A 13,581-nucleotide genomic window follows, 5' to 3' on the forward strand; every position below is an offset into this window, starting at 1 on the left:
CCTTAATTGAATAAGGACTTAACCGGACAGTTAGTTGTCCGGTACGGTTATCGGAGTGTGGCTCAGTTTGGTAGAGCGCTACGTTCGGGACGTAGAGGTCGCAGGTTCAAATCCTGTCACTCCGATTTGGTTTTCTGAAAATTTATAATGTTTTGTTCATTTCGATGGACAGATATTAACAGATGATTGATGCGGATTGGTGTAATGGCAGCACAGCAGACTCTGACTCTGTTAGTAGAGGTTCGAGTCCTCTATCCGTAGTTTTTAATTGAATAAGGATTTAAGTTGGATATTCCGTTTGGAATATCCAATATATTTATTATCGGAGTGTGGCTCAGTTTGGTAGAGCGCTACGTTCGGGACGTAGAGGTCGCAGGTTCAAATCCTGTCACTCCGATTTTTGTATGTCTGAAGATAAGAATCTCTTTTGATGCAGATGTGGATTGAAGAATCCGGCTGTGTCAGAAGAGATTTTTGTTCTTTCGTAACATTGTACGAAAAGGTGATGGAATCACAGGATGAGTTGTGATAAAATCGGGATAGAGCTGCTTTTGGGGAAAAGAATATGATTCTGACAGGCAGAGGAAAAAGATTGGAAAGAAGGAAAAGATGATGGAAAAATTTTCAGAGATGAAATATGTACGTCCAGATGGGGAAGCGTATATCCGGACCATCCAGAAAGAAACAAAGAACTTTAACGAGGCTGCAGATTTTGAAGGCGCGCATCAGGCATTTGTCGCAATCCTGAATGCAAACAGCCACTTTAATACGACACGCGTCATGGCAAGTATCCGCAACAGCCAGGATACCAATGATGAATTTTATCGAAAAGAGATGGAATATATTTTCGAGATCGAGCCACAGATTGATGTCGAAATGAAAAAGTTCTATGAGAGTTATCTGAAGTCTTCTTACAGAACAGAGCTTGAAAAAGAGTTTGGAGAAGTTTATTCCAGACAGGCAGAGAACAAAGTCCGGCTTACCGATCCGTGTAATGCCGATCTGCAGATCCAGGAGAACAAACTGATCCAGAAATATTTCCAGGTCGCAGCAGCACCGGTTACAGATTTCCACGGAGAACAGCTAGGATTCTATGGTCTGTTAAAGATGATGGAAGATACCGATAGAAGCATCCGTAAAGAAGCTTTTGAAAAGTGGGCAGAGCTGTATAAAGCGATTTCGGATGAACTGGATTCCCTTTATACGGAACTGATCGGAATCCGTCAGCAGATGGCAAAGAACCTTGGATTTAATGGATATGCCGAGATGATGTATCAGAAGATGGAAAGATTTGAATACACGCCGGAAGATGTAGCAATATTCCGTAAGCAGATCCGGGAACATATCGTACCGCTTTGTCAGAAACTTTATGAGGAACAGAAAGATAGACTCGGTATCGAAGAATTAAAATATTATGACGAAAGTCTTACCTATCCGGATGGAAATGCAGTTCCGGAGGGAACGGAAGAAGAACTTCTGGAAAAGGCGAGAACCATGTATCATGAACTTTCCAAAGAGACAGGAGAATTCTTTGATTTTATGATGGAATACTGTCTGTTTGATCTGGAAGGAAGGCAGGGAAAACAGCAGGGTGGCTACTGTGACTTTATGGAAGAATATAAGGCACCGTTCATTTTTGCAAACTTTAATGGAACCAATGCAGATGTCAATGTCCTTACCCACGAAGCAGGACATGCCTTTGAAGCATACACAGCGTCACGCAATATTCCGGTATTATCGCAGACATTCAGTACCGCAGAGATTAATGAGATCCATTCAATGGCGATGGAATATTTCACACTGCCGTGGATGCATCTGTTCTTCGGAGAAAATGCAGAAAAACAGAAAAAAGCATACCTGTGGGATTCGCTGGAAGCAATGCCATACATGGCATGCGTAGATGAATTCCAGCACCGTGTATACGCTGAAAATCTGACCGATGCAATGGAAAGAAGAAAAGTATGGCACGAACTGGAAAAAATCTATCTCCCATGGAGAGATTATGATGGCAATGAATTCCTGGGACAGGGCGGATTCTGGATGCAGAAACAGCACCTATTCATGTGCCCGTTCTATTATATTGATTACGCCGTATCCCGTGTAGGAGCCCTCGAATACTACGGAAAAATGCAGGAAGACCTGGAAGGCGCATGGAAAGATTACTACGCCCTCTGCAGTCAGGGCGGAAGCAAAGGCTACCACGAACTCCTCAGAATCGGAAACTTAAGCGACCCATTCAAAGAAGGAACCATCTACAACGTTCTGAAAAAATTGAACCTGATTTAAGTGAAAGAAAACTGAAAAAACATGATATCGATTACATAATCTTATTGCATGTATTGGAGGGACAAGGTATAATTTGCTTATAAGAGTATGGGATCGAAGATTATTATCGATAACCTTGATGGACGAATTGCGCAAAAGAACTGTTTCAAATTCTAATTTTGTGCAATGGAGATGAAACTCAAAAATCGTGGAAGCCTCTGCTGAACACGATTTTCGTCCTAAGAGGTTTATCGGAATGGTTTGCACAACTGAATTTGAAACAGTTCTTTTGTGTAATTCGTCTTCGCAGCCTATAACTTTGCATCCAAGAGGATTATAAAGAGAGGAATCGAATATGGAAAAGATCTATGACGTAACCGCCTTAGGCGAACTGCTAATTGATTTTACAGAAAATGGAACAAGTGCACAGGGCAATCCGCTTCTGGAAGCCAATCCGGGAGGCGCACCATGCAACGTACTCGCCATGCTTGAAAAGCTTGGGAAAAAGACCGCATTTATCGGAAAAGTCGGAAAAGATATGTTCGGAGAACAGCTGAAAACTGCAGTCGAAGAAGTTGGAATTGATACACGGAATCTGGTAATGGATGAAGAAGTACATACCACACTTGCGTTCGTACATACTTATCCGGACGGTGACAGAGATTTCTCTTTCTACCGGAATCCGGGAGCAGATATGATGCTGAAAAAAGAAGAAGTGGACGAAGATCTGATCCGCGGGGCAAAGATTTTCCATTTCGGAACACTTTCCTCTACCCATGAAGGCGTGCGAGAAGCAACCAGATATGCGATTGATGTGGCAAAAGAAGCAGGATGTATCGTAAGTTTTGACCCGAACCTCCGCCCGCCACTCTGGAAATCACTGGATGAGGCGAAAGCCGAGATCGAATACGGACTTTCCAAATGTGACATCCTGAAAATTTCAGATAATGAAGTGGAATTTTTGTTCGGAACTACGGATTATGATGAGGGAGCAAGACTGATCCGTGAAAAATATCAGATTCCGTTGGTACTCATTACCCTCGGAAAAGACGGAAGCCGTGCATATTATAAAGATCTCCGGGTAGAAGTTCCGGGCTTTGTCCAGGAGCATACGATCGAGACAACCGGCGCCGGAGATACGTTCTGTGCCAATTCCCTGAATTATATTCTGGAGCATGGAATGGAAGAGCTGACCGAAGAAAATTTAAAAGAGCTTCTCACATTTGCAAATGCGGCAGCATCCCTGATCACAACAAGAAAAGGGGCACTTCGGGTTATGCCGACCAGAGAAGAAATCAAGAACTTTATCCAGAATGTATAAAAAAGGAATCTGTTGTAAGACAGAAGAGAAGAACCTCTGCTTGACATCTTGTCCGGCAGAGGTTCTTATGTGCATGTTATAATATTTATTTTTTCTTATTCCAGACATGGATGCCTGCAAGGATTCCACCAATATACAGGATACTGATGAGTACCGTCGGATTCTCATGCAGACTGTATACTACAGCTACAATTGCAGCAAGGATCACTGTCAGCATAAAGGCATTCATAATCCGTTTTTCGCGGATGTTGCGTTCCTGCACCTGGAGCTCATGACGCTTTTCTTCAAGCTTCAGATACTCAAGAAGCTGGTCATCCGGAATTTTTTCCAGGATATATTTTTCACGCAGATAGTTCAGTTCTTTTGCTGTATGGAAAATGTGGTGGTGGAAACTTTTCTTTTCTCCGGTAAACGGATCTTTTTCGGAATCGTCAGAAGATTTGAAATCTTCCGATGAAAAATCCGTGTAAGTATTCTTTTTTTCCTCAGATGAAATGGTTTCTGCTTCAGGGGAATCTGGTTCCGGAGCTGGAGTTTCTTTGGGTGGTACATCAGTGGCTGTATGGATGTCTCCGGATTCGGAAACCGGTTCTGTAGAAAGCTTTGGATCAGAATCGGCAGATTCTGAGAAAGCTAAAATTTCAGACATATCTTAACCTCCTTCGATCATGAAAATGATCGATTTTCTTTTCTTATAGAATACCAGTTTCGTATAAAAATTTCAATCGACAGCGAGAAAGAAATGTCTGCTGAGGATTATAAGAAAATCTCATTTGGCTTTCGTCCAGATAACAGATCTTTCATTTTCAGAGATGCGGCAGCCAAAAAGACAGGGTTTAGCTTCCGGATACCTTTTGGACAGGCGGCGATACATCCCATACAACTGATACATTTGCTGCTATCGCCGGTTCGGATATTATTTTTATTGATTGCACCTGTTGGGCAGGCATCGGCACATTTTCCACAGCCAGTGCAGGAAGCGTTTGCTTTTGGAACAACACTCAGGTTGCCAAGGCGTTTATACTCATGACTGCCAGGCACGAAATAATCAGTAGACAATTCTTTGTCAGAGGAAAGTTTTTCGAGTATTTCTTCTGCAAATTTCTTTAACTCTTTGCTATCTTCTTCGTCTGGTCGTCCACTGCTGAATTGGCGCATGATAGAATGTTCTGCAACAGCTGCAACGGAGGCGATAACATTGAAACCGCATAACTCGGCGGTATCTTTTAACTGGATCAGACCGTCATCATATGCACGGTTTCCGTAAACAGCGATAACTACGCAATTTGCATGGTTCCCTTGTATCTCTTTCATCCTTTCAATGGCGATATCAGGAATAACGCCTTCGAATACAGGAGCTGCGATGACAGCAAGTGAATCAGAAGGGACTGTTACATCTGAAAAGCTGACATCGTGCCGGATAAGATTCACGGTATTTGTAATATTTCCCAGATAGCAGCTGATCTGGTCTGCAACTTTTTTGGTCCCTCCGGTAGGACTAAATGTAATTTCTACAACTGGATATGTTTTCATTTTTTCTCCTTTGGTGTAATTTTTGAATTTACAACAAGACTATCATTTCATAGATGTAATGTCAATATTTACACCTATAGAAAAATATGATAAGCTAAAATGAAATCAAAGGAGGAAGTCAGAGTATGCAGTTATCAATAAGGGCATCGCTTGCAATCCATTGTCTGATACTGGTCAGCGAATTTGGAGAGACGGATAAGATCACAAGTGAAAAGATTGCTTTATCAACGGGAACGAATCCGGTAGCGATACGCAGTATCATGAGTGCTTTAAAAAAAGATGGAATCCTTAATGTGAAAAACGGTACCGGTGGAACGACTTTAAATATGCCGCCGGAAGAAATTACAGTATACAGAATCTGCAATGCCGTGAAACCGCAGTTCTGTAAAAATATATTTCACGTACATACCAAAGCTTCTAAATTGTGTCCAGTTGGACGTAACATCCGGGCAGTTTTGCAACACTCCTATTCTAAATTTGAATCTGCATTGGAAGACAGCCTGAAGACAGTTACGCTTGCAGATATGATCTGGGATTATCATATGCAGCTAGAAAAAGAGAAATAATCTTTGTCAGTTGGAATTGTCAAAAAAAGAAAAATTTTCTATAATAAAAAGTGGAATAAGGATGTGTATACAGCATTTTTTATTTAACAGGAAATTCTGAAGGAACTTCCTGTTAAATAATAGGCACCGTGTGCTGGGGATGCGCACTCGCGGGAAGATGAAGGATGTCGCAGGCGGTCTACGCTCCGCGTCGGTCGTTGCTTAACGAGCGCCACTGGCGCTCAGCAACGCACTCGGTGCGAGAATGTGCCAAGGTACATTCTTTTTTTAAGAAAATAAGAGTACGAGGAACAAAGGATGAATGAAAAATTAAAAGAAATGAGAGAAGCATGGAAAAATCTGTATGGTTCATTGTTCAAATGGATCGTTTTGTCCGGGGTGATCGGAAGTTTCATCGGACTGATCGCCAGCGGATTTTCCTATGCGATTGTATGGGTGACTTCGTTTAGACAGGCAAATCCGATGATCATTCTTGGGCTACCGCTAGGAGGTCTTTTGATCGTCTGGCTGTACAAAATTACCGGGCAGGAGAAGAACTCCGGAACGAACCTGGTTCTGACAGTAGTCCGGTCGGATGAGGAAGAGGTTCCGGGATGGGTGACACCACTGATCCTGATATCGACAGCGATCACACATCTGTTTGGAGGATCTTCCGGACGAGAGGGTGCAGCGCTTCAGTTTGGAGCAAGTGTAGGAAATGTATGTGCGAAATATCTGCATTTGAATGAGAGTGACAAGAAGATCATCATTCTGGCAAGTATGAGTGCCGCATTTTCAGCACTTTTCGGGACACCGATGGCGGCGGTTGTATTTCCAATGGAAGTAATCAGTGTTGGTGTGATGTATTATGCCGCGCTGGTGCCATGTGTATTTTCTGCATTTGCCGCACAAGGGATTGCGCTGCTTCTGAAAGTGAGGACCGTTACTCCGCCGTATTTGGTAGAATCGGTTCCGAATTTTTACAGTGTGGATTCGATCAAAGCGATCATTCTGGCAATTGCGTGTGCGCTTGCCGGAGCACTGTTCTGTATTGTGCTGCATAATGGGGAACATTATCTGAAGAAATGGTTTCCGAATCCGTATGTGCGTGTGGTTGCAGGAGCAGCAGGAGTGATCATTTTGTATTTTGCACTCAGAACGGATGCCTATCTGGGGCTTGGAACAGGTGTGATCCAGGCAAGCTTTAAAGAAACGGCAGGGCCACAGATGTTCCTTCTGAAAATGCTGTTTACGGCACTGACGCTCTGCGCCGGATTCAAGGGTGGGGAGATCGTACCGTCACTGTTTATCGGGGCGACACTTGGTTCTTTTATGTCTACGATCCTTGCAGCACCGACAGATATCTGTGCGGCATGTGGAATGGTTGGTGTCTTTTGTGCAGTTACAAACAGTCCAATCACATCTCTTTTGATTGCAGCAGAGTTGTTTGGATTTAACGGGATGCCGTTTTACTGTATTGTGGTTGCGGTAAGCTATCTGCTTTCCGGATATTACAGCTTATATAAGGAACAGAAAATTGTTTATTCCAAAACAGAGAATAAATACGTGGATAAACATACGAAATAATCAAAAAACAAAAAGAAACAAAGTGAATTGATGATTTTAAAGCAAAAAAGCTGACAATTAACGAGAAAAAATTAAAAAATAGAAGAAAATACTTGAAAAAGTAAAGAACGTGTGCTAGTATCTAAAAATAATTTAGTAAAGCAAAGCGATGAAAGAGACTCTTGCTTCTGGAACTTGACAGGAATACGGCGTCACCGACTGAGAGCGCTGTTTGAGGAATGAGGCGAAGGGAACACTCTGGAGCAGATTATCTGAATGGAAAGCACAGGTGCTTTAGTAGGGTAATACGGTTCATGCACGTTACGTATGTAAGAGAGGAATCCCAAAGGATTCAATGCGGGTGGTACCGCGGATCATCAGATTATCCGTCCCGGAATACGAAAAAGTATTCCGGGGCTTTTTTATTGCCATGTACATCAAAAAACAATCCGGAATACGAAGTTGACAAAAGCAAAACATATTTTAGGAGGATTGTGACATGGAATTTATGACAGGTGTAAAAGAAAAAGAAACGCTGGAACTTAGTGAATTACTGGAAGAGGGAAGACTTGGAGAAGAAGTGAAGGTAAATGGAGCCGTTCATACAATTCGTGACATGGGAACAGTCGCTTTCGTGATTCTGAGAAAACGGGAAGGTCTGGTCCAGTGTGTATACGAAGAAGGCGTTACAAAATTTAACTTGAAAGATTTAAGAGAAGCCGCTACAGTAGAAGTAACAGGAAAACTGACCGAATCAGAGAAGGCACCGAACGGAATTGAAATCCGTCTGAGTGAGATAAAAGTACTCAGTATGCCAAAAGACAGCCTTCCACTTGCTGTTTCAAAGTGGAAACTGAACACTTCCCTGGAAGCGAAGCTGAACTATCGTTCCATTTCTCTTCGGAACGTAAGGGAAAGAGCGAAGTTTAAAATTCAGGAAGGAATCGTAAGAGGATTCAGAGAGTTCCTGTATAAAGAAGGTTTTACAGAAATTCATACCCCGAAGATCGGAGCAAAAGGAGCAGAAGGAGGATCTAACCTCTTCCGACTGGATTATTTCCATCGTCCGGCAGTGCTGGAACAGAGTCCACAGCTGTACAAACAGATGATGGTTGGTGTTTTTGACAGAGTATTTGAGACAGGACCGGTATTCAGAGCAGAAAAACACAACACCAAGCGTCATCTGAACGAATATACCAGTCTGGATTTTGAAATGGGTTATATCGACAGTTTTGAAGATATCATGGCGATGGAAACGGGCTTCCTTCAGTATACGATGGAGCTTCTGAAAAAGGATTATGCGAAGGAACTTAAAATCCTGGATGTGACACTTCCGGATGTCTCTAAAATTCCGGCAATCCGTTTTGATGAGGCAAAGCAGAAGGTTTCAGAAAAGTACGGACGTAAGATCCGCAATCCATTTGATCTGGAACCAGAGGAAGAGCATCTGATCGGACAGTACGCAAAAGAGGAATGGGATTCTGATTTTGTATTTGTAACCTACTATCCGTCAAAGAAGCGTCCGTTCTATGCAATGGACGATCCACAGGATGAGAAATTCACACTCAGCTTTGACCTTTTGTTCCGTGGACTTGAGATCACGACCGGAGGACAGAGAATCCATGACTACGATATGCTGATGGAAAAGCTTGCAAAGCGGGGAATGACGGAAGAAGGACTGGAGACCTATCTGGATACATTCAAACATGGTATGCCGCCGCATGGAGGTCTTGGAATCGGAATGGAACGTCTGACAATGCAGCTTCTTGGTGAAGATAACGTCCGTGAGACAACCCTCTTCCCGAGAGATTTAAGCAGACTTACTCCGTAGAGACGAAGATCCCTGGCTGGCAGGTAAAAAAGGAAGCTGACAAGAGGCAGCGGGGGAGGTCAAAATGAGACGAAGATGTTCCTTATGTGGAGGAAAATTAAACGGAAATATCTGCACAGAGTGTGGGCTTGACAATTCAAAGAATGACGATCAGTATGTGACACTTGGAAATTCCGGTCATGAAGAATCGCTGACACATATACATACGGAAGCGGAAAAGCCGTATGAAGGAAAGACCATGACTCGGGAAAATGTGCGTAAGGCGAAGAATGCAGATAAAAATGCAAAGAAAGCAGCTGCAAAAAAGGCGTCAAAGAATGCGGCAGCAGGAAAAGTAAATCCGGCGGGGAATGGATATTCTGCAGCAAATGCGAGCTACAATACCGCAGGCACAAGCTACAGCCAGACAGGAAAACAGAGTTACAGTTATACATCATCTTCAATGCAACAAAGCAGCAGACCGGTAAAAAAGAAAAGGAAGCTTGGAAAGTTTCTGATCGGCTTTGTGATCATTGCAGCATTTGCAGGTGAGCTTGGCGGAACGATCAGCGATGAAGTTCAGCATTATTTTGATGACTATACTTATGATGACAGTGACAGCTACACCGAGGAAGATCCATATAGTGATTTGCAGGAAGTGATGCCGGAAGAAGGAGAACTTTATGAAGCAGACCTGACAGCCGGAATTTATAAAGGTGGTGTACATTTTCCGCAGGGAACCTATACACTGACCTGCAAAAGTGGAAGTGGTCAGGTAGAGCTGACAGACAGCAAAAATAATATCTGGGTGCAGTACAATTTTGGTGATGACTACGATAATACGGAAGAAGAAGTCAGTGACTTTGAAGTATTTCCGGGATGTTATGTGATAGTAGAGGATACACTGGAGCTTCACATGACAGCAGAGAATGCACAGATGAATCTGACAGCAATTGCAAATCCGCTTACAGAATCGAAAACCGTATCGGATAAATTTACAGTAGGAAAAGACGTACCTGCAGGTGTCTATGATGTGAAATGTGTGGAAGGTTTTGGGATTTTTGATTATGACGTGACAGTAAGCGCCGGATACGAAAATTATATGGGAATGCTGATCGGTAATGAAGAGTCGGGATTTCCACAGGAGCTGAAAAATATTGTCCTGATCGATGGAACAGAAGTTGATCTGGAAGGACTTACAGTAGAACTTACACCGAGTGAGTGGATTGAATCGGAGGAGTACGAAAGCTTTTACGATAATTATTATTAGAAAGGACGAGTACAATGGCAAACAAGATTTCGGATGAAACAATCGAATACGTTGGAATCCTGGCAAAGCTGGAGCTTTCTGACGAAGAAAAAGAGCAGGCAAAGAAAGATATGGAAACCATGCTTGATTATATTGATACCCTGAATGAACTGGATACAGAAGGAATTGAACCGATGTCACATGTATTTCCGGTAAATAATGTATTCCGTGAGGATGTAGTGACAAATGGAGACAATCACGAAGCAATGCTGGCAAATGCGCCGCAGCAGAAAGAACAGAGCTACAAAGTACCTAGAACATTCGCATAGGAGGAAATCGAAAGATGGATTTGAAAGGTCTTACTGCCGTTGAACTTGGAAAAAAGATTCAGGCAAAAGAAGTTACAGTAAAAGAAGCAGTGGAAGCCTGCTTCACACAGATTGATAAAGTAGAAAAAGAAGTCAACAGTTTTGTATCACTTCAAAAAGAAACCGCCTTAAAAAGAGCGGAAGAAGTGCAGAAGCTGATCGATGACGGAACACTGACCGGACCGCTTGCAGGAGTACCGGTTGCGATCAAGGATAACATGTGTACGGAAGGTGTGACGACCACCTGCAGTTCAAAAATTCTGAGTAATTTTGTACCGACATTTTCAGCAGAAGCAGTTCTGAACCTAGAAAAAGCAGGTGCAGTTGTGATCGGAAAGACTAATATGGATGAATTCGCGATGGGAAGCACGACTGAGACTTCTTATTATGGAGAGACAAAGAATCCGTGGAATCTGGAGCATGTACCGGGTGGATCTTCCGGTGGCTCCTGTGCGGCAGTTGCGGCTCTGGAAGTACCATATGCTCTTGGATCTGACACCGGCGGATCGATCCGTCAGCCAAGTTCTTACTGCGGAATCGTTGGAATCAAGCCAACCTACGGAACGGTATCCCGTTATGGACTGATCGCTTACGGATCATCTCTTGACCAGATCGGACCGGTTGCAAGGGACGTAACCGACTGTGCGACGGTTCTTGAGACTATCGCATCCCATGATGTAAAAGACAGCACTTCGGTAGAACGCCAGGACACGGATTTTACAAGTGCGTTGGTAAACGATGTAAAAGGGATGAAGATCGGTATTCCAAAAGATTATTTTGGAGAAGGTCTGGACGAAGAAGTGAAAAAACCGATTCTGGAAGCCGCAGAGGTTCTGAAAAATGCAGGAGCTGAGATTGAAGAATTTGATCTTGGACTTGTAAAATATGCGATTCCGGCTTATTATGTCATCGCATCAGCAGAGGCAAGCTCCAACCTGTCCCGATTTGACGGTGTGAAATACGGATACCGCACAAAGGATTATGAAGAGCTTCACCAGATGTACAAAAAGACCCGCTCCGAGGGCTTCGGACCGGAAGTAAAGCGCCGTATTATGCTTGGGTCTTTCGTACTCAGTTCCGGATATTATGATGCTTATTATCTGAAAGCACTTCGTACAAAAGCATTGATTAAAAAGGCATTTGACAGTGCATTTGCAAAATATGATATGATCCTGGCGCCGGCAGCACCGACGACAGCACCGAAGCTTGGAGCTTCCTTAAGTGATCCGATCAAAATGTATCTGGGCGACATTTATACGATTTCCGTCAACCTGGCAGGACTTCCGGGGATCAGTATTCCGGTTGGACGGGATGCGAAAGGACTTCCGGTTGGAATGCAGCTCATCGGAGACTGCTTCCAGGAGAAGAAGCTTTTTCAGGCAGCTTATACCTATGAGTGCCTGACAGAGAAAAAATGGGTATCTATGTACGACAAAACAGAAGCAGCCGGAAAGGGGGAAGCATAGATGTCAAAGCAGTATGAAACCGTAATCGGTCTGGAGGTTCACGTAGAACTTGCAACAAAGACAAAAATTTTCTGTGGATGCAGTACCGCATTCGGGGGCGCACCGAATACACATACTTGCCCGGTATGTACCGGTATGCCGGGCTCCCTTCCGGTATTAAATAAAAAAGTAGTAGAATATGCGATGGCAGTAGGACTTGCGACAAACTGTAAGATCACACAGGTGTGCAAATTCGATCGTAAGAATTATTTCTATCCGGATAACCCGCAGAACTATCAGATTTCACAGCTCTATCTGCCAATTGCGAGAGACGGTTATGTAGAGATTGAAGTCGGAGAACAGAAGAAAAAAGTCCGGATCCATGAGATGCATATGGAAGAGGATGCCGGAAAGCTGATCCATGATGAGTGGGAGGACTGCTCTTTAGTCGATTATAACCGAAGTGGGGTTCCGCTGATCGAGATTGTATCGGAGCCGGATATGCGTTCGGCAGATGAAGTCATTGCTTATCTGGAAAAATTGCGTATGATCTGCCAGTATCTGGGAGCATCGGACTGTAAGCTTCAGGAAGGATCCATGCGAGCAGACGTCAATCTTTCGGTTCGTGAAGTAGGTGCTTCTGAGTTTGGAACACGTACTGAGATGAAGAACCTGAACTCCTTTAAAGCGATTACACATGCGATCGAGGGAGAGAGACAGAGACAGATCGAACTCATCGAAGAAGGAAAGAAAGTTATTCAGGAAACCAGAAGATGGGATGATAATAAAGAATATTCTTATGCGATGCGTTCCAAAGAGGATGCGCAGGACTATCGCTATTTCCCGGAACCGGATCTGGTGCCGATCGTGATCAGTGATGAATGGATCCAGAAGATCAAAGACCAACAGCCGGAGCTGAGAAATGAAAAACTTGCACGTTATGAGAAAGATTATGATATTCCACGTTATGATGCGGAGCTCATTACCGGAACGAAGAAGATGGCAGATCTCTTTGAGGCGACCTGTGCAATCTGCAACAAGCCGAAAAAAGTGTCCAACTGGCTGATGGTAGAAACCATGCGTCTGTTAAATGAAAACGGACAGGAGCCGGCAGATATTAAATTTTCACCGGAGAACCTTGCAAAACTGATCGAACTTGCAGACGCGGGAACTATCAACAGTTCTGTAGCAAAAGAGGTATTTGAAAAGGTATTTGCAGAGGATGTGGATCCGGAAAAATATGTAGAGGATCACGGACTGAAGACCGTCAACGATGAAGGTGCACTCCGCACACTTGCGGAAGAAGTGATTGCAAAGAATCCAAAGGCAGTGGAAGATTTCAAGGGTGGAAAAGAAAAAGCACTTGGCGCACTGGTTGGACAGATCATGAAGGCAATGAAAGGAAAAGCAAATCCGGGTATGGTTAATGAACTGCTCAGAGAGATGCTGAAATAAAAATCAGACTGACAGAAATCCTTT

General features: G+C 43.4%; 11 protein-coding genes and 3 tRNA genes. 12 read left to right on the plus strand and 2 right to left on the minus strand.

All coding sequences use genetic code 11. The annotated features are described in order from the left end of the window. Positions 1 to 51 precede the first annotated feature (51 nt). The 5 genes from PGR14_RS06855 to PGR14_RS06875 all read left to right on the plus strand — a co-directional run bounded on the left by PGR14_RS06855 (position 52) and on the right by PGR14_RS06875 (position 3,586). A tRNA-Pro gene (locus tag PGR14_RS06855) sits at positions 52 to 125 on the plus strand. 65 nt (positions 126 to 190) lie between these two features. Next, positions 191 to 261, plus strand: a tRNA-Gln gene (locus PGR14_RS06860). A gap of 62 nt (positions 262 to 323) precedes the next feature. After that, positions 324 to 397, plus strand: a tRNA-Pro gene (locus PGR14_RS06865). Between the two features lie 212 nt (positions 398 to 609). Beyond that, entirely contained in the window at positions 610 to 2,286 is a 1,677-nt protein-coding gene (locus PGR14_RS06870; protein ID WP_070098904.1) for a M3 family oligoendopeptidase, read from the plus strand. Between the two features lie 334 nt (positions 2,287 to 2,620). Further along, positions 2,621 to 3,586, plus strand: a complete 966-nt coding sequence (locus PGR14_RS06875) for a carbohydrate kinase family protein (protein ID WP_055247651.1) — start codon at positions 2,621 to 2,623, stop codon at positions 3,584 to 3,586. Between the two features lie 85 nt (positions 3,587 to 3,671). Here the strand turns inward: PGR14_RS06875 and PGR14_RS06880 are convergent, their stop codons facing one another. Together PGR14_RS06880 and PGR14_RS06885 are read right to left on the minus strand one after the other, a co-directional pair. Next, on the minus strand, positions 3,672 to 4,235 hold the full coding sequence (locus PGR14_RS06880; RefSeq protein WP_055247653.1) for a hypothetical protein: 564 nt from the start codon (positions 4,233 to 4,235) through the stop codon (positions 3,672 to 3,674). A 107-nt stretch (positions 4,236 to 4,342) separates the two neighbouring features. After that, on the minus strand, positions 4,343 to 5,119 hold the full coding sequence (locus tag PGR14_RS06885) for a 4Fe-4S binding protein (RefSeq protein WP_055247655.1): 777 nt from the start codon (positions 5,117 to 5,119) through the stop codon (positions 4,343 to 4,345). 125 nt (positions 5,120 to 5,244) lie between these two features. Between PGR14_RS06885 and PGR14_RS06890 the strand changes: the two genes are divergently transcribed. From PGR14_RS06890 to gatB, 7 genes are all read left to right on the plus strand, one after another. Continuing rightward, complete coding sequence (locus PGR14_RS06890; protein WP_055247657.1) at positions 5,245 to 5,685, plus strand: Rrf2 family transcriptional regulator; 441 nt, start codon at positions 5,245 to 5,247, stop codon at positions 5,683 to 5,685. Positions 5,686 to 5,982: 297 nt separating this feature from the next. Beyond that, on the plus strand, positions 5,983 to 7,251 hold the full coding sequence (locus PGR14_RS06895) for a chloride channel protein (protein ID WP_055260803.1): 1,269 nt from the start codon (positions 5,983 to 5,985) through the stop codon (positions 7,249 to 7,251). 478 nt (positions 7,252 to 7,729) lie between these two features. Then, the gene (gene aspS / locus PGR14_RS06900) at positions 7,730 to 9,061 is read left to right on the plus strand and encodes an aspartate--tRNA(Asn) ligase (protein ID WP_022220804.1); all 1,332 of its coding nucleotides are present in this window, start codon (positions 7,730 to 7,732) and stop codon (positions 9,059 to 9,061) included. A gap of 64 nt (positions 9,062 to 9,125) precedes the next feature. Further along, positions 9,126 to 10,310, plus strand: coding sequence for a hypothetical protein (locus PGR14_RS06905; protein ID WP_270223169.1), 1,185 nt, complete (start codon positions 9,126 to 9,128; stop codon positions 10,308 to 10,310). Between the two features lie 14 nt (positions 10,311 to 10,324). Beyond that, positions 10,325 to 10,618, plus strand: coding sequence for an Asp-tRNA(Asn)/Glu-tRNA(Gln) amidotransferase subunit GatC (gatC, locus tag PGR14_RS06910; protein WP_008373126.1), 294 nt, complete (start codon positions 10,325 to 10,327; stop codon positions 10,616 to 10,618). A gap of 14 nt (positions 10,619 to 10,632) precedes the next feature. After that, positions 10,633 to 12,123 (plus strand): Asp-tRNA(Asn)/Glu-tRNA(Gln) amidotransferase subunit GatA, encoded by a 1,491-nt coding sequence (gene gatA / locus PGR14_RS06915; RefSeq protein ID WP_270223170.1) that lies wholly within the window; start codon positions 10,633 to 10,635, stop codon positions 12,121 to 12,123. Continuing rightward, entirely contained in the window at positions 12,124 to 13,557 is a 1,434-nt protein-coding gene (gene gatB / locus PGR14_RS06920; protein ID WP_117557128.1) for an Asp-tRNA(Asn)/Glu-tRNA(Gln) amidotransferase subunit GatB, read from the plus strand. The last annotated feature ends 24 nt before the right edge of the window (positions 13,558 to 13,581 follow it).

This window comes from Coprococcus sp. AF99-45 (assembly GCF_027663865.1).
Lineage (GTDB): Bacteria > Bacillota > Clostridia > Lachnospirales > Lachnospiraceae > Allocoprococcus > Allocoprococcus comes.